The 18,768-nt window shown below is 68.3% G+C and carries 15 protein-coding genes and 1 tRNA gene; 5 read left to right on the top strand and 11 right to left on the bottom strand.

Annotated elements, in window-relative coordinates:
- Nucleotides 1-526 precede the first annotated feature (526 nt).
- A complete protein-coding gene (locus ABJK40_RS11075) occupies nt 527-1,096 on the top strand; it encodes a GNAT family N-acetyltransferase (RefSeq protein WP_348481412.1) in 570 nt (189 codons plus the stop codon).
- A gap of 258 nt (nt 1,097-1,354) precedes the next feature.
- Here the strand turns inward: ABJK40_RS11075 and ABJK40_RS11070 are convergent, their stop codons facing one another.
- A complete protein-coding gene (locus tag ABJK40_RS11070) occupies nt 1,355-1,738 on the bottom strand; it encodes a hypothetical protein (RefSeq protein WP_348481410.1) in 384 nt (127 codons plus the stop codon).
- A 413-nt stretch (nt 1,739-2,151) separates the two neighbouring features.
- Here ABJK40_RS11070 and ABJK40_RS11065 point away from each other — a divergent pair, with 413 nt between their 5' ends.
- The gene (locus ABJK40_RS11065) at nt 2,152-2,979 is read left to right on the top strand and encodes a helix-turn-helix domain-containing protein (RefSeq protein WP_348481409.1); all 828 of its coding nucleotides are present in this window, start codon (nt 2,152-2,154) and stop codon (nt 2,977-2,979) included.
- Nucleotides 2,980-2,993: 14 nt separating this feature from the next.
- Here ABJK40_RS11065 and ABJK40_RS11060 read toward each other — a convergent pair whose 3' ends face one another.
- From ABJK40_RS11060 to ABJK40_RS11040, 5 genes are all read right to left on the bottom strand, one after another.
- A complete protein-coding gene (locus tag ABJK40_RS11060) occupies nt 2,994-4,127 on the bottom strand; it encodes a tyrosine-type recombinase/integrase (protein WP_348481407.1) in 1,134 nt (377 codons plus the stop codon).
- A 99-nt stretch (nt 4,128-4,226) separates the two neighbouring features.
- Nucleotides 4,227-4,299 (bottom strand) — tRNA-Thr (locus ABJK40_RS11055).
- Between the two features lie 103 nt (nt 4,300-4,402).
- Nucleotides 4,403-5,446: a 23S rRNA (guanosine(2251)-2'-O)-methyltransferase RlmB gene (gene rlmB / locus ABJK40_RS11050; protein ID WP_348481405.1), complete on the bottom strand. Its 1,044-nt coding sequence runs from the start codon at nt 5,444-5,446 to the stop codon at nt 4,403-4,405.
- Nucleotides 5,443-6,054 carry a 2-C-methyl-D-erythritol 2,4-cyclodiphosphate synthase gene (gene ispF, locus ABJK40_RS11045; RefSeq protein ID WP_348510263.1) on the bottom strand — a complete coding sequence of 204 codons (612 nt, stop codon included), beginning with the start codon at nt 6,052-6,054 and terminating at the stop codon, nt 5,443-5,445. The genes rlmB and ispF overlap by 4 nt, the downstream gene beginning before the upstream one ends.
- Nucleotides 6,051-6,740, bottom strand: a complete 690-nt coding sequence (locus ABJK40_RS11040; RefSeq protein ID WP_348481401.1) for an IspD/TarI family cytidylyltransferase — start codon at nt 6,738-6,740, stop codon at nt 6,051-6,053. Before ABJK40_RS11040 ends, ispF begins: the two co-directional genes overlap by 4 nt.
- Nucleotides 6,741-6,771: 31 nt before the next feature.
- On the opposite strand from ABJK40_RS11040, the gene ABJK40_RS11035 reads away from it, so the two are divergent.
- On the top strand, nt 6,772-7,434 hold the full coding sequence (locus ABJK40_RS11035) for a Crp/Fnr family transcriptional regulator (RefSeq protein WP_348481399.1): 663 nt from the start codon (nt 6,772-6,774) through the stop codon (nt 7,432-7,434).
- Between the two features lie 88 nt (nt 7,435-7,522).
- On the opposite strand, the gene ABJK40_RS11030 is transcribed toward ABJK40_RS11035, so the two are convergent.
- Complete coding sequence (locus ABJK40_RS11030; RefSeq protein WP_348481397.1) at nt 7,523-8,293, bottom strand: ABC transporter permease; 771 nt, start codon at nt 8,291-8,293, stop codon at nt 7,523-7,525.
- A complete protein-coding gene (locus ABJK40_RS11025; RefSeq protein WP_348481395.1) occupies nt 8,290-9,333 on the bottom strand; it encodes an ATP-binding cassette domain-containing protein in 1,044 nt (347 codons plus the stop codon). Before ABJK40_RS11025 ends, ABJK40_RS11030 begins: the two co-directional genes overlap by 4 nt.
- 156 nt (nt 9,334-9,489) lie before the next feature.
- Between ABJK40_RS11025 and ABJK40_RS11020 the strand changes: the two genes are divergently transcribed.
- Nucleotides 9,490-10,464, top strand: coding sequence for an ATP-binding cassette domain-containing protein (locus ABJK40_RS11020; protein WP_348481393.1), 975 nt, complete (start codon nt 9,490-9,492; stop codon nt 10,462-10,464).
- A complete protein-coding gene (locus ABJK40_RS11015) occupies nt 10,461-11,306 on the top strand; it encodes an ABC transporter permease (protein WP_348481391.1) in 846 nt (281 codons plus the stop codon). Before ABJK40_RS11020 ends, ABJK40_RS11015 begins: the two co-directional genes overlap by 4 nt.
- A gap of 96 nt (nt 11,307-11,402) precedes the next feature.
- On the opposite strand, the gene ABJK40_RS11010 is transcribed toward ABJK40_RS11015, so the two are convergent.
- From ABJK40_RS11010 to ABJK40_RS11000, 3 genes are all read right to left on the bottom strand, one after another.
- A complete protein-coding gene (locus tag ABJK40_RS11010) occupies nt 11,403-13,637 on the bottom strand; it encodes a hypothetical protein (RefSeq protein ID WP_348481389.1) in 2,235 nt (744 codons plus the stop codon).
- 43 nt (nt 13,638-13,680) lie between these two features.
- On the bottom strand, nt 13,681-14,190 hold the full coding sequence (locus tag ABJK40_RS11005; RefSeq protein WP_348481387.1) for a sigma-70 family RNA polymerase sigma factor: 510 nt from the start codon (nt 14,188-14,190) through the stop codon (nt 13,681-13,683).
- A 119-nt stretch (nt 14,191-14,309) separates the two neighbouring features.
- Entirely contained in the window at nt 14,310-18,674 is a 4,365-nt protein-coding gene (locus ABJK40_RS11000) for an FtsK/SpoIIIE domain-containing protein (RefSeq protein ID WP_348481385.1), read from the bottom strand.
- Nucleotides 18,675-18,768: the final 94 nt, after the last annotated feature.

Here is an 18,768-nt window from a genome sequence, read left to right as displayed (position 1 = left end):
CCGGGCGACCAACCACGGGACGTGCCGGTCATACAGACAACGCAATGCGTCGACGTCCTCCCCCGCGACCGCCCGAACGAGAGCAGCGTCATCGAACGTCGAAAGGTCGCGTCCGCTCCTCATCGACACACCGTCGCACGTCCACCACAGCGCGGCGAACGACTTCGACCCGGCTGCTCACCAGCCGACCGACCAAGCCCCACGCGAACACTCATCGACGCCATCACACACACTGTCGCTCGGCGCCTCTCAACGGGATCACGCCCAACGACCCCACCTCCGGCATATCCGCAGCACTCCCGCGCTCGTCGACGTCGCCTTCGCCTTCGCAGAAATCGGTGACGACTAGTTGTGATGAGCGGAGAGGTTGTCCCTGGCGCGATGGAATTAGTGGTCGGCTGAGGTGTCAGTGACTACGTGGGTGCTCAGCACGTCGTTCGACAACAGTGCCGAAGCCCTGTCCGACCAGTGGAGAAGATGTCTCCCCGACACCGCTCTGTCGCCAGCCATCTCTACTGTCGTTGACGTGCTGGACATACACCCGTTCGACGAAACGCGCATCGACGACCTCACCGCACTCTTCGCCACCGACGACACAGCCGACCGCTGCTGGTGCATGTGGTTCATCACCACGTACAAGGAGTTCCACACGGCCGGACGCGAGGGCAACCGCGCAGCCTTCATCACGTACACGATCGACGAACCCGAACCGATGGGTCTCATCGCCTACGACAACGGCCAGCCCGTCGGCTGGTGCGCCGTCGGACCACGATCCCGCTACGTCCGTGCCGTCAAGACACCGACGCTGAAACGACGTTCCGGCGACGATGACACGGTCTGGTTCGTGCCGTGCTTCTTCGTACACCCAGACCACCGCAGCGTCGGAGTCGCAGCGGCCCTCCTCGACGCCGCAGTCGAACTCGCCACACGTGCGGGCGCCCGAGCAATCCAAGGTTTCCCACTCTCCGGATCGACACGCCGAAAGTCTGGGTCGGACCTGATGACGGGTAACGAAACCCTGTTCACGTCGGCGGGCTTCGACGTGGAGAGCCGCCCAAGCAACAAGCGTGCGATCATGAACCGCGATCTCCCGTGAAACCTGCAGCGCTCCCCGTTCGTTCGCGGTTCGGTCGCCGCTTCACGTCGAGACGAGCCGCTCGCCGGCATTCAATCCGGTGATGCATTCATCGTCGGAACGCTGGACATGGCGAACGACACCGATCCCACTCGCAGCGCATAACGACATCGCTACAAGCCGCCGTTGACCGTTCAGAACGGCACGTACGCGATCGTTTAGGTGCTCGAGAACGAGCGTCGAGCAGCGCCGCCGTCGCGATTGGGCGACGGTGCGATGTCAGCCAGGCACTGGCGTGGGGGCAGTCGTTGCGGTCGGGAGGAGCACGACATCGTTCTCCTCTGGAAAGTGGAATCCGACGGTTGCTTGTTCGAACCCAGTCAGCTGATCTCCGTCCACGACGACAGCGAACTCTGCAAGAACGAAGTCGATGCCACATGACGGGCACGCCTCCTCCGCGTAGGCCGGGACCCAAGCGCGGCCAGTGACTGGTTCTCCATGGTTCAGCGTGTGGCCCCGCTTCCCGGCAGCCCAATCAACAGAATCGCCAACCACGTAGTCGTTGAGATTGCAGTATCCGAACTTGAACTGGAGGACCCGCTCGACGGTCTCGCCACAGTGTCGACACGCTGCATTTGTCGAAAGACGGTTGTACATCCCCACGATTCCAAGCATGTCAGACCAGAGCCAACCGAGCGATGCTGGGTTAGCGCCGCCGAACCGGGGTTGTCGGCACCCGATCGCGCCGGCCCGCCACCGTTGAAGGCGTACATAACACCAGCGCTCGACCAGTCACGAGACTGCGCGCTAGCGGCACCTACGCGCTCGGCTGTCCCGCCCAGAATGTGCTCGACCGGCAGCAGTCAGCTCACGAAGTACGTCGGCCCGTTCAGAGGCGACTCTCGAGTAGCGGGGCCGTGGCGACTTGTCCCGCTTCGCCAAGTCGTGTACTGAGACCCTCGGGCACACGATCACCCCTGGTCAGCGCACCAGTTCGTGCGCGCTCGTCGCCTCAGCTTGCAGTCGACACGACCAACCATCGAAGATCCGAGCGCGCCGAATCAAATACTCCCGAAATGCGCTCGCCTCTCGGCCAGATCGCTGGGGGCGCGCCGGTCTTCCAAAGCCCGCCCGGGATTGCCGTTCGGTCGTGGTTCTTGCCGTCCAGGCGCTTCCCGCCAGTGCCGCCGGGGCACGCCCGCCCTCGCTGGGCGTCTCGGCAGCCTGTGCGCCTCGCACTGCCGTTCGGGTCGGTTCGCCTGGCCCGTCCGAGGCCGGTTCCGCTGTCGGGTCAGCACGTCGTGTGCGAGAGCGGTGAGTGGGGATGCACCTTTGCAGGTTCCGCTTTCGCGGAACCTGAGACGCCTCGACCGCCAGCACTTCGGCGCCTTCGCGAGGGCACCTCGTGTGGCCCAGGTTTCCCGTTGAGGGAAACCTGCAAGTGTGTATGCCCTCCCACCACCCGGACACACGACCTGCCCGACCCGACCTCCGGACTCACACGATCTGGCGAGGCGAGCCTCCCCGCAGCCCGACCGGACCCACACGACAAGCCAGCTCGAACCGCCAGGCGAGCGACACCGCGCCGCCAAGCCGAAGCAGGCTGGAGATGTCCCGCCGAGCCGAGCAGGCCGCCTTTACAAGGCAGAGGGAGAACACCGGAGCGCTCCCCAAACGAATGGAGCCACCTCATGACCACAACGTCCAACGCAGCGACCATGACCGTCACGGAGACGGCGACGGTTCTCGGTATCTCACGATCGAGCGCCTACGAGTGTGTTCGCCTCGGGTCGATCCCCTCGATTCGGCTCGGTCGCCGAATCGTCGTGCCAACCCAGGCAATCAACGCACTCCTGGGCTCGGTGACCCCGGAGCCACAACACGACGCAGCAGTCCAAAGCTGACGCACTCCGGCGCGCTACTCGAAGAGCCCTGCGATGCGGCCGGCGCCCTCCCGGCGGACAGCCTGCGGGACGTGGGAGTAGATGTCCATCGTCACGGCGATCGTCGCATGGCCGAGCTGTTCCTGCACCACCTTCGGATGAACGCCGGCAGCGAGCGCGTTGGTCGCCATCGTGTGCCTCACGTCGTGAAGACGAATCGTCGGCACATCGGCGCGAGCGATCGCCGCCGCGAACATCTTGGTGATCCGCTGGGGCAACAGCGGCTCGCCGGATTCGTCCACGAACACATAGCCAGACTCGACCCACGCCACTCCGGCGTCGAACCGCTCGATCACCTGACGCTCGAGATGCTCGCACAACGACGCGACGGTTGGATCGGCGAGAAGCAGCTGCCGTTGGCTGCGAGCCTTTGGCGCCATGGTCACCGTCTTGCTTCCCGCAGTGGTTCGCTGCTGCGCAATCGTCAGCGTCCCGCCATCGAGATCGACGTCGCTCCACCGGAGGCCAGCAAGTTCCCCGCGACGCATCCCCGTGTGGAGTGCCAGCGTCCACAGTCCTCGCAACCTGTCCTCCTCCAACGAGTCGAGGAACCGTCGAGCCTCCTCCGATGTCCAGACGGACATCTCCTTGTGCTCACCCTTCGGCACCCGCACCGAACTCGCCGGGTTGGCAGGCATCACGTTCCACCGGACACCGTCGGCGAGGGCACGGTGCAGCACCCGGTGCGCGAGCTTGACGGAGTTCACCGCCAGCGGAGTGCCGTCACGTCGACCGTGATCGAGCAGCTCGCCGTGCCACCGCTTGAGATCCATCGCCGACAGATCGGCCAATCGGACCGAGCCGATGTACGGCAGCACATAGCTCTTCAACACCTCGCGATAGTTGGTCCAAGCAGTGATCGCCAGCTCCGGCTTCACCGTGTCGATCCATGTGTCGAGGAACTCGCGCACGGTCTGCTTGGACGGGGCGACGTAGGTGCCCTGCTGCAGACCGGCGAGCGCCTCGTTCAGCGCAGCCTGCGCTTCACGTTTGGTGGCGAAGTTGCCGACCTGGCGTTGCCGTCGCTTTCCCGCGTCATCGACGCCGAGGTCCAGCCGGTAGCTCCATGCGCCGCCCGACGTCCGGGGTTTGCGGATGGCGCCCTTCATGGACCCACGCTACTCGTTCGTGGACACCTCGTGGACAGCTGGCCGGTTTCGCAACTCGCACGTCATCCGAAAAAGGCCTTTGAGCTGGAGTGATCGGGGAGCCGGGTGCGAGGATCGAACTCGCCACCTCATGATTACAAGTCAAGCGCTCTACCAACTGAGCTAACCCGGCGACGCGGCACACGATACCGGCGCCCGCCGACGGCTCCGGCGAACGGGCCACCAACCCCCGACTCCCATCCGGCGCGTCGCAGCGCACCTGTGATGCGTCGAGGTCAGGTCGCCAACGAGCGAACTCGGGTCACCTGGTAGAGCGAGAGCGCAGCGGCAGCCGACACGTTCAGCGAGCTGACTCCACCGAGCATCGGGATCGAGACGATCGCATCACAACGCTCCCGCGTGAGACGCGCCAGGCCCGACCCCTCGGCACCGAGCACGAGACAGATCGGAGCCGTTGCCAATTCCTCGATGTCGAAGATGCTGCGATCCGCATCGTCATCGAGCCCCACGACCCAGATGCCGTGGTCCTTCATCTGCTTGAGCACGGCCGGCAACCCCGGAACGAGTGCGATCGGCACGAACTCGACCGCGCCCGCCGCAGCCTTCGCCACCGTGGGGGTGACGTGCACGGCACGGTGACGCGGCAACAACACCCCGGTCACTCCGGCGCCGTCGCAACTCCGCACGATCGCCCCGAGGTTGCCCGGGTCGGTCACGCCGTCGACCGCGACGAGGAACGGCGGCGTCGTGCCGTCGCCGCGCAGCAGGTCGCCGAGGTCGGCCTCGGGCAGTTCGGCCGCATGCGCCAGCACGCCCTGGGGTGCCTCACTCCGCGCCTCCTTCTCGAGTCGACTCTTCGCGATGTACACGATCGTGACCCGCTGCGCGTTGGCGATGGTGACGATGTCGTCCACGCCCGGGTCGCCTTCGAGCTCGGCACTGATCCAGATCTCGTGGACCTTGCGACGCCCGGCGATGAGCATCTCGCGCACCGCTTGCCGGCCCTCGATCTGGCGGCCACCGAGACCCTTGGGTCCGCTTGCGCCGCGGTCGGTCGGACGATCGTTGCGACGGCTCGGAGGGCCACCCGTCGAGCGTCCACCCGGACGTCCACCTCCGGGACGTGCTCCGTCGGCGCCACCCCGACCGGATCCGCCGCGTGGCGAACCTCCGCGATCGGCACCCCCACGGCCCGCCCCACCGCGCGGCGAGTCGCCGCCGCGACCCGGGCCGGAACGCCCACCGCTGCGACCACCGCCCGAACCGCGCGCGCCACCTCGTCCGTCACCGGACGGCTTGCGTGATCCTGGTCTGCTCATGGCGTCTCCTGTCGTGCGTCGACAGCGGGGGCCGCCTCGGCATGGTCGTCTGCGTCGTGGTCGTCGGGGTCGTCTGCGTCGTGATCGCGGTCCCCGGCGGTGCCGTCCCGGGCGTCAGCGGCATCGTCGTGCACGAGGAGCGCCGTCGCGAAGCAGGCGATCCCCTCGTCGCGGCCGATGGCTCCGAGACGTTCGGCACGGTTCCCCTTGATCGTGACGGGTGCCCCGACGATCTGCGTGAGCGTCGCCTGCATCTCGTCGCGCCGAGGTGCGAGCTTCGGGCGCTCGCACACGACGGCGCAGTCGATGTTGGCGACGGACCAACGCTGCTGTCCGACCAACGACATGACGTGACGGAGCAGCGTCAGCGAGTCGGCACCCTTCCATCGCTGGTCGGTGTCGGGGAAGTGCATGCCGATGTCGCCGAGCCCGGCAGCGCCGAGGAGTGCGTCACTGCAGGCGTGGGAGATCACGTCGGCATCGCTGTGGCCCTCGAGGCCACGCTCGCCGTCGAAGACCGAGCCGCCGAGCACGAGGACTCGAGTCGGGTCGTCGGAGAAGCGGTGGATGTCGAAACCTTGACCGACGCGGATCCATCCGGCGTTCACGGTGCGCCTCCCACCTGCGAGCGTGCCCATTCCAGGTCGTCGACGGTGGTGATCTTGCGCGCCGTCGGGTCGCCCTGCACCACCACGACCCTGCCTCCGGCGGCTTCGACGAGCGCGGCGTCGTCGGTGGCGTCGACTCCCGACGCGTGGGCGGCACGCAGCACCGAGGCGCGGAACGCCTGGGGGGTCTGGACCGCCACGAGCGTCGAGCGGTCGGGCGTCGCGACGACCTCGCCGAGCACCGTCGCGCCCGCCGATCCGGGGTCGATCACCTTGACGGTGTCGGACACCGGGAGCCCGGGGACGGCGGCGTCGGCGCCCGAGGCGATCGCGTCGATCACCCTCCGGTAGAGCGCAGCCGACGCAAGCGGTCGAGCGGCATCGTGGACGCACACGATGTCGACGTCGGCGGGCACCTCGGCCAACCCGGCTCGCACCGATTCACTGCGCGTCGCGCCGCCTGCCACGCCGCCCTCGCGTGCCACGTCGGCTGCGGGCACGACGAGCACCACACCACTGCTGCACGACTCCGCAACCGAGAAGGACGCGTCGAGCACCCGTCGATCCCCCAGCGATTCGTACTGCTTGGGCCGCCCGAATCGCCGGCCGCTCCCGCCTGCGACGACGATGGTCCACACCGACAGCGTGGCATCTGCGCGATCACCTGGGGGTACGGCACACACCACGACCGCCGAGGGTAGTACCGTGACGTGCGTCATGGCCCACGAAGAGACCCTCGCCCGAACCGACTTCTTCGCCGATGCGGACCCCGACGCACTGCGTGTGGTCGCCGCAACCGGACACGAACGCCACCTCATCCGCGGTGATGTGCTGTTCAACGAAGGTGATCCCCCCGAGTCCCTCTACCTCGTGCTGCGCGGCCGGCTGGCCATCGCCATCGCCAACCCGATCGACCGTCGCGAGAGCGTCGTGGCCCTCATGGAGGCCGACGACCTGTTCGGCGAGATGGGCATGCTCGACGACGGCCCCCGCTCGGCCATGGCCCGCGCCCTCGAACCCACGACCGTGCTGGAGATCCCGTTCGAACCCGTCCTCGCGATGTTCGACCAGTACCCCAAGCTGCTCTGGAACGTCACCCGCCTGCTGGCGCAACGGATCCGTGTCACCGACGAGGCGCTCGCCGACTCCGTCTTCCTCGACGTCACGGGTCGCACCGCCAAGCGCCTCCTGGAACTCGCCGACGGTCAGGACCAGTTCACCCTCCCGGTCACCCAGGAGGAACTCGCCGGCATGGTCGGCGCGTCACGCGAACGGGTGAACAAGGCAATCGCGAGCTTCATCCGCCTCGGGTGGCTCGAACAGCACGACCGCACGTACCACATCACCCAGCGCGACCGACTCGAACTCCGAGCTCGCTGAGCACAGCGTCACGTCCGGTCCCGCCCTCCACGAGGCCGCGCCGGTGTGCGACATCCACCGGCACGGCGATGGCGGGAGCGGTCCGTGGTCAGACGTCGCGCTTGTTGTTGACCGCCACGGCCAGACCGACGAGTGCGAGGACCACGACACCGAAGAAGGCCGCTCCGCCCACCTTGCCGTAGGCGAAGTCGCTCCCGCTCGGGTCGGAGGACACGAGGACGAGCGCCGACTGGTACGGAAGGAACTTGCCGGCATCGTCCACGCCGGCGACGGTGAGCGATCCGGCCACGATCGTCTCGATCAGGATCGGCCAGAGGATCGCCAGCGACACCGCAGCCGGTGAACTCCGGATCAGCAGGCCGAGCCCGTATCCGAACAGCACGAGCAGCACGAACAGGATCGGCAGACCGACGAGGAGCACGCCGAGGGTGCCGTCACCGTCGAAGAGCGTGAGCTCCTCGGCACCTCGCGACGACAGGAACGCATAGCCGACGAGGTAGCCCACGATCGCGATCACGACCGCCGACACGAACGCGACGACGACCAGGACGATCGCCTTCGCGAGGAACACCTTGGGTCGCGACGGAGTGGCGACCAGCGTCGGGCGGATCGTGCCGTGAGCGAACTCCGAGGAGATCGCGAGCACGCCGATCACGCTGATCAGGAGACCGGGGAGGATCGCAGTGGTGCCGATGATGTCGGCGATGTCCGAACTCGGTGTGGACGAGCCCTCGACGTCGGCGAAGATCCCGATGAGCCCCATGATCAGCACCACGAAGACGAATCCGATGGCGAGCAGGATGTAGTTGAGGCGCAGCGTGCGCAGCTTGAAGAACTCGGATCTCAGCAGGTCGGTCATCGCGGTCCTCCATCGATGGGCGCGATCGGGCCGCGGTCGGCCCCTGGAGCAGATGACGGGGGCGGCGGACCGGGCGGCGGGCCAGGTGGCGGCGGTGGCGCTGCGCCTGCCACGCCGGGTGCGATGCCCGTCGATCGGTACTCCTGCACCGATGCGGTCGCGCGGAGGAATGCGTCCTCCAGCGACGACTGCTCGATGGCGAGTTCGTGCAGGACGATGCCGTTCGATGCGGCGATCTCACCGATCCGCTCGACGGCGATCCCACGCACCGTCGCTCCGGCCATCGGTTGGTTCGGGTCCATCGGTGCAGCGACACCACCGGCGCTCTGTACGGAGTCGACGAGCCGCGCGAGGTCGGGCGACTTGACCCGCACCCAGGTGTCGGAGTGGACATCGGCGAACTCGGCCACGGTGCCCTGTTGCACCAGGCGACCTTGACCGATGACCACGAGGTCGGTCGCCATCAGCGCCATCTCCGACAGCAGGTGGCTGCTCACCAACACCGCGCGCCCTTCGACGGCGAGGCCCTTCAGCACGTCGCGGATCCACCGGATCCCCTCGGGGTCGAGGCCGTTGGCCGGCTCGTCGAGGATGATCGTGTGCGGGTCGCCGAGCAGCACGCTCGCCAGGCCCAACCGCTGGCGCATCCCGAGCGAGTACCCCTTGACACGTCGTTCGGCGGCATCGGTCAGGCCGACCAGTTCGAGCACGGCGTCCACACGGGAGGCGGGGATGCCGTTCGACATCGCCATCCAACGCAAGTGGTTCCGTCCCGTCCGCCCGGGGTGCACGTACCCGGCGTCGAGCAGCGCGCCGACCTCGTGCAGCGGCTTGTCGAACTCACGGAAACGACGACCACCGAAGCGGGCCTCACCACCCTGAGCGTTGTCCAGGCCGAGCATGCAGCGCATCGTCGTGCTCTTGCCCGACCCGTTCGGGCCGAGGAACCCGGTCACCCGACCGGCGTGCACGTCGAAGCTCAAGTCGTCCACCGCCGTGACGCTCCCGAACCGCTTGGTGATGTTTCTGACTTCGATCACGGTTCGACCGTAGGCGCGCCCGACCTCCCGGTGGTGGCACCGCATGGACAACCGATGACGCCACGTCGTCCTTCTCCGTGCCCGACGTGGACACGGAGGCACACATCGAAACGGGGTGTGCGTCGGACCCTGGACCTCTGGCACGATGTGTCCGACATGAGTGCAGCGATCACCACCACCGGACTCCGACGGACCTTCGGAGACAACGAGGCGGTGGCCGGCGTCGACCTCGCCGTCCAGCCCGGCGAGATCTACGGGTTCCTCGGGCCGAACGGTGCCGGCAAGTCCACCTGCGTGAAGATGCTCTGCACGCTCCTCACCCCGACGGGCGGCACCGCCACCGTCGCCGGCTTCGACGTGGCCACGCAGGCGAGCGAGATCCGCCTCCGCATCGGCGTCGCGCTCCAGGACGCGTCGCTCGACGGGAAGCAGACCGGTCGCGAACTGCTCGACCTGCAGGGGAGCCTGTACGGCCTGTCGAAGTCGAACATCAGGAAGCGGATGGACGACGTGATCGGACTCGTCGACATCGGAAGCGCGATCGACGATCGCGTCGAGACCTATTCCGGCGGCATGAAGCGACGCCTGGACCTGGCGATGTCGCTGATCCACAAGCCTCAGATCCTGTTCCTCGACGAGCCCACGACCGGGCTCGACCCGGTCAGTCGGACCGATGTGTGGAACGAGGTGCGTGCGCTCAACGACCAGGAGGGGATGACGATCTTCCTCACCACGCAGTACCTGGAGGAGGCCGACACGCTGGCCGACCGGGTGGGCATCATCGCCCATGGTCGACTCGAGGCCGAAGGCACGCCCGCCGAGTTGAAGAAGACCATCGGGACCGACCTGATCGTCGCCAAGATCGAAGGCGACATGGATGCGGCCGCGGCTGCGGTGCGTGCGGTCGACGGGATCGAGAGCGTCGAGATCCACGGTGACGAACTGTCCGCGTCGGTCAGCGACGGCGCGGGTGCGGTGTCCGCCGTGGCGGTCGCGCTCAACTCGTCGGACCTGCGGGTCACCTCGCTCACCCTTCGGACCCCGACCCTCGACGACGTGTTCCTCGACGTCACCGGAGCCAAGTTGTCCGCCAGCCACGAAGCTCGATCCGACCAGGAGGAGTCGTCATGACCGACACCACGAATGCCACGCCGAGCAGACGAGCCGACGGACTCGCGGGGTCCGCCGAGGAGCCGTTGGCTCGCAAGGCCAGCATCGGCCACGACCTGGCCACGATCGCCAAGCGGGCCTGCCGCAGCGTGTTCCGCGAGCCGGAATTCTTCATCCCCGCGATCATCGTCCCGGTCTTCTTCTTCGTCGTCAACATCGGCGCTCTGCAGGACGTCGCCGAGGCCGGCTCGGGCGGCACGCTCGACTTCAAGGCGTTCCAGTTGCCCGTGGCGATCATCTTCGCCGTCACCGGGATCTCGCGCGCCAGTTCGCTGGTGATCGACATCCAGGGCGGCTACTTCGACCGCCTGCTGCTCACCCCGGTCCGGCGTCCGACGCTGCTGCTGGGGCTGATGGCCGCCGACCTGATGGCGGTGCTGATGCTCGCCATTCCCGTCACCGCGCTCGGCCTGATCCTCGGAGTGAGCTTCGAGACCGGGCCGATCGGGATCCTCGTTTTCCTCCTGTACGGGGGCCTGTGGGGCATCGCGTTCGCCGGATTCCCGTATGCGATCGCGCTGAAGACGGGCAACCCGGCGGCGGTGAACTCGAGCTTCATCCTGTTCTTCCCGTTCGCGTTCCTCACGACGAGTTTCCTCCCGAAGGAGGCGCTCACGGGCTGGCTGTCGACCGTGGCCACCTACAACCCGGTCACCTACGTGCTCGAAGGACTGCGCTCGTTGATCACCGACGGTTGGGAGTGGGGCGAACTCGCCAAGGGCCTGGGTTGCATCCTCGCGGTCGCCACCATCAGCTTCGGACTGGCATCGGCCGCGATGCGCGGCCGCATCACCCAGAACTGACCACGCCGATCCACACGGTGATCCAAACGGTGTCAGACACCGTTTGACAGACGACCACACGGCGTCCGACACGGCGTGGTCGGCGGCGGATCGATGTCAGGGTTCGGGGGTGATCCGCACGATCGAGCCGTCGCTGTAGGCGAGCAGCACGGCGTCGGTGCCGGTGACCACCGACGAGATGTAGTTCTCGTCGACGAACTCGCCGTCGACCGGCTCGGGTCGATCGACCGACAACTGCTCGACGATCAGTGCGTCGCCGACGGCAGCGACCAGCCACCGGGCGATCGTGACGTCGTACTCGGCCGGAGCTGCCGTCGCTGAATCCTCGATCGGATTGCCGTCGGCATCCAGCGAGGTGAAGGTCATCATCGAGTACGGGACCTCGACCAGGTCCTCGCCGGTCGCGGGGTCGAGCAGGCGGAAGCCTTCCTCCTCGCCGGGTCCGACGTCGTACTCCTCCTTCGCGAACTCGAACTCTCCGTCACCGGCCGAGTCGAGCGTCTCGGTCGACACCACGGCACCCGATGCGACGTCGGTCAACGTGTACGTCACCGAGCCGATCGGTTCGCCCCCCGCCGTCGACGTCGTGTCGACGCGGTAGTCCAGTTCGAACCGGTAGCCGTCGACCTCGGCGACGGCGAGCGAGCCTCCCGAACCGATCGCATCGTCGCCACCGTCTCCGGTGTCGGTGAGGACCACGGCGCCACGGTCGCGCTGCTCGGGATAGGTCCCGAACGGGACGCCGTCGAGGTCGACCGGGGTGAACTCCGACGAGGCCGGGTCGAACCGGTAGCGCAGGGAGGTCCCTTCGAACGATGACACCGAGACGAGCAGCCCGTCGTCGGTGTCGATCACCCAGTCCACGAAGCCGTCGACCGGAAGCGCCACCGGTGACCACGCGACCCCGTCGGACGACAGCGCCAGATCTTCGCCGAACGCCACGAACCCGTCGTCGATCGCCATCAACTGGCTCGATTCGAGCGCGGGAACCGTCTCGACCTGCTCAGGCTCGCCACCCCATTGCGCCGAATACGCAGCAGCCGACCCGAGGCCTTCGAACGGTGAACCGTCGAGGCCGAGTTCGGCCCACGTCTTCGTGATCGTCCGCTGCGGGGGCGTGTCCCCGGAGGATCCGTCGTCGCCGACCTCGTAGATCTGCACGCTGAAACCTTCGTCGTTGCTCGACGTCCCGACCGACAACGACCCACTGTCGGATGCTGCCCGCTCGGCGTCGTCGAGGAACGAGTACGGGTCGATGTCGGTGTAGGTGCTCACGGTCAGTACCCACGCGTCGTCGCCGACCGCGACGGATTGCACACCGCTGTTGGTCGTGAGGAAGTTCGACTGATCGACCGGCTCGGCAGGGAGTGTGACCGTCTGGGATTCCCAGGTGACGAGGTCGGTCGACGACCAGATGTCCATCGTGGTCGCCGTCGCGGGTTCGAGATCGGGCTCCGGCCCGAAGCCACCCCCGGTCTGGGTGACGATGACGAATCGGTCCCCCGTGCTCGACGTGGTCATCCACTGGCTCCGCGGAATCGGGAAACTCGCTGCGACATCGCTCCACTCGACACCGTCGGAACTGGTGCGGACCGTGGTGATCGGCTCGGACTGCTCGCCGTAGATCGCCGCCTGCACCTCGGGGTTCGACGTGACGATGTCGGACACCTCGTCGAACAGGCCCGCGTCCTCCAGCATCGTGATCGCCTCGTCGATCGTCGGTGGCAGCCCGTCGACGAAGAGGTCCTGGACCTCCTGGGGGAACTGCGCGACGACACTCTCGGGCAACTCCGTGGGCAGCGGTCGGGGTGTGTATTCGGTGTACAGCGCGAGGAATCCGTCGTTCCATTCGAAGAGCTGGGCGCCGCCGCTGTTGCGCTGCGCGACCGAGAGGCCGCCGTCGACCAGTGCTTCGGTGCGAGACGGGGTGACACGAAGCGGCTCACCGGTGGCGGTCGGATCGGTCTGGCCCGAGTCGACCGGCGGGACCACCGACTCGTCAGCGGGTACTGCATCTTCCGGGATCGAGTCGTCGGAACCCGAACCGTTGCCGGTTCCCGTGTCCACGGTCGTGTCGGCGGGCTCGTCGGCCGGAGCACTGACGATCATGTCGCTGCCGTCGGTGCTCACGACATTCGCGATCGCCACACCGGACGCGGCGAGCACCCCGACCGCGGCGACCCCGGTGATCACCTGTCGGCGTCGACGCCGATGCTGCACGGTCGAACGCACCGCACCGAGCATCGCCGACGGGTCGCCGGGATCGACGCCGTCGGCTGCGGCGGCGAGGCCGTGCTCGAGGCTGGAATGGAATCGGTCGTCGTCGGTCATCGTGTGCTCCTGTGCTGCGAATCCGGGGGTCGTCGGCGTGGGGTCAGTCGGCGCCGAGGTCGTCGGCGAGGTGTCGAAGGGCCCGACTCAGTCGGCTCTTGACCGTGCCGGGTCGGATGTCGAGCGCTGCGGCGATCTCCTGCTCGGACCAGTCGAGGTAGAAGCGGGCCACCACGACGACACGATGGTCGACGGACAGTCGGTGCAACGCCGAAGCGATCCGTGGGTCGCGGGGCTCGGACGCGGCGAAGGGTCGCTCGACGGAATCGGATGCGTGCTCGGAGATCTCGCGGTGCGTCTTGCGCCACCGGGAGCGTCCCCAGTTCAACCCGACGCGGTAGACCCAGCCGGCCGGATTGTCGTAACCCGCCACTCGCCGCCACCGCTGCAATGCCTGGGCAAAGCCCTCCGCAGCCGCGTCGCGAGCGAGGTGCTCGTCACCGAGCGCGAGAGCCAGTGCACGCACGATCGACCCATGATGCTCGTGGAAGAACCCGTCGAAGCCGGACGCGTCGATGTCCAGCGGAGACGCAACCTCCCGATCGGTGTTCACCGACGCATCCTCCACCACAGCGGTCACACTCACACACGCACCAGGTGCGCGATCGGTTCCACGATTTCTGCGTTCGGCGTCCACACGGTGTCGGACACCGTGTGGATGCCGTGTGGTTGTCAACTGGTGTCCGACAAGGTGTGGTTCGCGTCGATGGCGATCTGGGCCAGACGCAGCGGATGGGCATCGACCAGCCAGGCGAGTCCCGCACGTGCGGGGATCAGCGCACGGCGTGGGACCTGGACCCCGAGGACGTCGCCGTCGGGATCGTTGCGCGATGTCATCACCATCCCGCAGCGCGCCTTTGCGACCTCGCGGGTCCAGTGGCCGTAGGCACCGCGGATCGCATCGGCCCTGCCGCCGGCGATGATGGTGACGTGTGGGTGATCGCCCTTGGCGATCGACATGAGGGGGCCTGCGTCGTCGATGCGGTGGGCGTCGTCGGCGACGATGCAGATGCGTGCTCCCGGATCGCTGATCGCGTCGGAGTCGAGTGGAGTCCGCCGATCGACGTGGATCACGACGAAGCGTCGTCCACGCCGCTCGGCGTCGGCCACCCATGCCGCTGCACATCGGGTGACCGCCGTCGACACGCCGGTGCGTGGCGCACCGACGATCAGGACGTGGTCGCCCGGGGCGACCTCGAGCGTCGCGACACCGAGTTCGGCGCTCGACAGCCCGACGGGAAGGACGACCACGCCGCGCCCGGGCGCCGCGTGGTGCGATGCGACGAGTGCCTCTGCACCGACCCGGTCCGGGAGCACCACGAGCGGGTCCGGCCCCCCGTCGACATCGCCGTGGCCCGGGAGCGCCGCCAAGCCGGCCGCACCCTGCGCGACCTGCGCCTCGCGACCGCAGGCCAGGATCCGGCAGCGTCCGGGTCGACCGCCGGCGACGGGTGTCGCCCGGAGCCCGAGGCCACGCGCCGCACTCGGGTCGTCGAGGTGGAAGAACCAGCGGTTGGCGACCGGCGCCATCGTCATCGCACTCGTCGCATCGTCGGCGATGACGACCTCGACCCGAGTCGCAGGGCCGTCGTTGACGACCCGCTGCAACAGGTCGAAGGTCGCCTGGCGTTCGACGGCACCGAGAGCCGTGCGCACCGAGGCGTATCCGTCGATCATCACCACGACGTCGGGCCCGTCGTCGGTGTCGGCCGTCATCCGCTCGTCGATCAGGTCGACGACCCGCCGAAGCAACCGATGCAGGCGCTCGTCCTCCACCACCCGCACGACTCCGCCACAGTGCGCCAGCGACGACAACGCGCCGAGAGCGTCATCGCCGCGCGCGTCGATGACGTACAGGTGCAGCCGGTCGGGTGCGGTCGATCTGCACCTCGCCGCAGCCAGGGAGATCATCGTCCGCGTGGTGCCCGAACCGATCGAGCCGATCAGGGCGAGACTGCCGTCGCCCGGCTTCCACACGAGTGGGACGCGACGCTGGCGCCCGGGATCGTCCACCATCCCGATCGCCGCCGACCACGACACGTCGCCTCCCTCCACGCCGCCCTCCATCCGGTCGCGTGCACCGGTCGCGTCGACACCATCGCGTTCGACACCGTCGGCCCAGTGCAGAGGGAACGGCAGCGGCTCGACCCAGGGGCGGTGCGGAGCGTCGACACCGTCGATCGCCGCAGCCGCCACGATCGCCTCGGCCGTCACCTCCAACTCACTCCACTCCCGATCGAAGGACTGACCCGACCAACTCCGATGTCGCCGAGCGCCCTGCGATGGTGACGCCGGGCGCTCGACGATCATGCCGCAGGTGTCCCCACCCACGGACGGGCCCGTGCAGCGGGCGGCCTGGAACACGACCAGTTCGTCGGGTCCGAGTCGCAGCGCCGCCCGACCCGGCACCCCGCGCGGGAACTTCGAGGGGAGTTCGTCGCCGACCACGTCCATCGCATCGGGTCGGTCGTGGAGGCGCAGGGCCAGGCGCAGGTTCGTGTTGGCGCGGATGTCGTCGTTGACCACGCCCGCCGGACGCTGTGTCGCGAGCAGGAGGTGCACCCCGAGGCTGCGACCGCGCTGGGCGATCCCGACGAGGGCGCTCAGGAAGTCGGGCAGTTCCTTGGCCAGCGCGGCGAATTCGTCGATCACGACGACGAGTCGGGCGATCGGGTCGAGCGGCGCGCCGGACCCGTCGCGGCGGGCCCGGTAGTCGGTGAGGTCGGCTGCACCCACGCTGCGCAGCATCCGCTCGCGCCGATGCAGTTCGGCATCGAGGCTCACGAGGGCTCGTTCGGCGAGACCGTCGTCGAGGTCGGTCACCAATCCGACGGTGTGCGGGAGCGCGGTACAGGCGTCGAACGTCGAGCCACCCTTGTAGTCGACGAGCACGAAGTTCAGGTGTTGCGGACCGACGCATGCCGCCAGGCTCAGGACGAGGGTGCGGAGCAGTTCGCTCTTGCCGGCACCCGTCGTGCCGGCGATGAGCCCGTGCGGCCCGTCGCGCACGAGGTCGATGTCGACACGACCGTCGACCGACCAGCCGAGCGGTGCGGCAGGTGCCGGGTCCGGCCCGCCGTCGCGCCACCGCCGGGCGATCGCCTCGGGCGACGCGTCCGACATCGCGAGCAACTCACCGAACGACACGGTGCCCGGCACACCTCCACCCGACCCGCCGTCGTCCTCCGGGTCGACGAGGCAGGCCAGGCTGCGGGCGATCTCGTCCGCGGTGTCGAGCGAGATGCCGGCGAATTCGATCGCCACCGCGTCGTCCTCGTCGGGCACGTCCCCCGTCCACGTCGCCGACCCCGTCGACCCCACCGTGAGCACCCGCTGACACATGGCCGGCACGGTCGCCTCGGTGTCGACGACGACGATCGCGGCAGCGCCGGAGGCGCCGAGGAATCGACGCAACGCCCCCGTGCGTGCGGTGAACAGGCGCGGCTCGTCGGTGACGAGCAGTGTCGTGCGGGTCGGGTCGACGGCGTCGAGTGCGTCGCCCAGACCCTCGACACGCGCACCGTCGACGTCGATCATCGCGGCACCGTCCAGCGCGCCGTGCGGCAGCCAGTCGACCCACCGCCACGCACGCGCATCGCTCGACACCACGACCAACTGCCAGTCAGCCGGGCCGACCCACGTGGCCAACTGGGCGATCACCGCGCGAGCGATCGAGTGTGCGAGTGCACTGGATCCGTGCAGCGCGACGGCATCGCCGGAGCGGATGCTGACGGGAGCGTCGACGCCGACCAGGCGTGCACTCGCCTCCACACGTTGGAGCAGAGCGGGTTCGAGTGTCGCCCGATCGCGCACGTCCACGTCCGGCCGCCACCGCGCCGTGCCGGTCCCGACCACGGCGCGCAACACGGCGTCGCCTGTCTCGATCCGTCGCTGCCAGATCCGCGTTCCACCGCCGAGTGCCTCGTCGTGTGTCGCGACGATCGATCGGTGGGTCGCGGCGTGGTGCGCGATCCGTGCCCGGTGGAGTCGCTCGACGTCGCTCCGGAAGACCTCGACCGCCTCGGCATGCGCGGCGCGCGACCTGGACCTCGCGCGCCGGGCCGTGATCGTGCCCACCGCGAACGTCGTGAGCGACGCGAACACGCCCATCGCAGCGAACAGCATGAACATCGGGTTCCCCATCACCTGTGCGATCACGACCGCACCCATCCCGGTCACCGCAACACCGATCAGCCCGGTCAGTGCGGGACGCGCCGGCTCCTTCGGCGGCGTCGGGGCGACGACGGACGCTGGTGCCCATTCCGGCTCCTGGAACGGTGCGCGCCGCACGATCCGTCGCCAGGGGTCCGACGGATGTGCGGCGATGGTTCCGCCCGGTCGGAGTGCGTTCATGACCGGCCCGCGCACATCGCGAGACCCCGGCCCACCCGGGCGCCTGAACTGCATGGTGCTCGACCCGATCGTGATGCGGTCGCCCACGTCGATGCGCGCACCGGATTCGAGCACCCGACCGTCGATCCGGATCGGTACCGAGCCACTCAGCTGCACGATCTCGACCCTGGAGCGCACACCGGCGGCATCACCGTGCTCGGTGTCGATCGGATCGGCTGCCCGGTCGCGCCCCTCGTCGGGGTCCACCCCGTCTCCGACGATCAACAGCGCGTGATGCAACTCCACGGCGGGATCGTCGAGGCGCAGTCGAGCGTGGCCCGCCCGCCCGACGAGGTGCCGTCCGGCCGGGAGCGGAATCCAGTTCGACGCCGCCGGACCCGACACGACGGCGACCTCGACGACCACGGGTGAATCCCGATCCGACCGGTCCGATGTCAGCGGACCGGCGATCGCCGACGCCGCGCCGACACCGGCTCCGAGTCGTGCTCCGATCCGGAGCCCGTCGATCTCGACGAGTCGCTCCGATCCCTCCAGGGTCCTGCCGGTCGTCGACAGGGTGTCGGCACCCAGGAGTGCGGCCAGCGCGCCCACCGTGTCGTCGCGACCGAGCGAGCGCAGGATGATCCGATCGCCGTCGGGACCGACGAGATCGAGCGGGGGAAGCGATGTGTGTGCCACACCCATCAGGGGGTCGTCCGGATCCGGAACGGGAACGCGGATCCCGGAACCGGCCGGATCCCCCGGCGCTGTGACGCACGCCGACACTCGGTGACCGAGG

The organism is Ilumatobacter sp. (assembly GCF_039969435.1).
Classification (GTDB): domain Bacteria; phylum Actinomycetota; class Acidimicrobiia; order Acidimicrobiales; family Ilumatobacteraceae; genus Ilumatobacter_A.
This window is presented reverse-complemented; position numbering and strand designations above follow the sequence as displayed.

Coding starts and splice junctions, on each gene's coding strand:
- ABJK40_RS11065 (WP_348481409.1), top strand. CDS start 2,152: ATGCGCTCGCCTCTCGGCCAGATCGCTGGGGGCGCGCCGGTCTTCCAA.
- ABJK40_RS11060 (WP_348481407.1), bottom strand. CDS start 4,127: ATGAAGGGCGCCATCCGCAAACCCCGGACGTCGGGCGGCGCATGGAGC.
- rlmB (WP_348481405.1), bottom strand. CDS start 5,446: ATGAGCAGACCAGGATCACGCAAGCCGTCCGGTGACGGACGAGGTGGC.
- ABJK40_RS11035 (WP_348481399.1), top strand. CDS start 6,772: ATGGCCCACGAAGAGACCCTCGCCCGAACCGACTTCTTCGCCGATGCG.
- ABJK40_RS11030 (WP_348481397.1), bottom strand. CDS start 8,293: ATGACCGACCTGCTGAGATCCGAGTTCTTCAAGCTGCGCACGCTGCGC.
- ABJK40_RS11020 (WP_348481393.1), top strand. CDS start 9,490: ATGAGTGCAGCGATCACCACCACCGGACTCCGACGGACCTTCGGAGAC.
- ABJK40_RS11015 (WP_348481391.1), top strand. CDS start 10,461: ATGACCGACACCACGAATGCCACGCCGAGCAGACGAGCCGACGGACTC.
- ABJK40_RS11010 (WP_348481389.1), bottom strand. CDS start 13,637: ATGACCGACGACGACCGATTCCATTCCAGCCTCGAGCACGGCCTCGCC.
- ABJK40_RS11000 (WP_348481385.1), bottom strand. CDS start 18,674: ATGGGTGTGGCACACACATCGCTTCCCCCGCTCGATCTCGTCGGTCCC.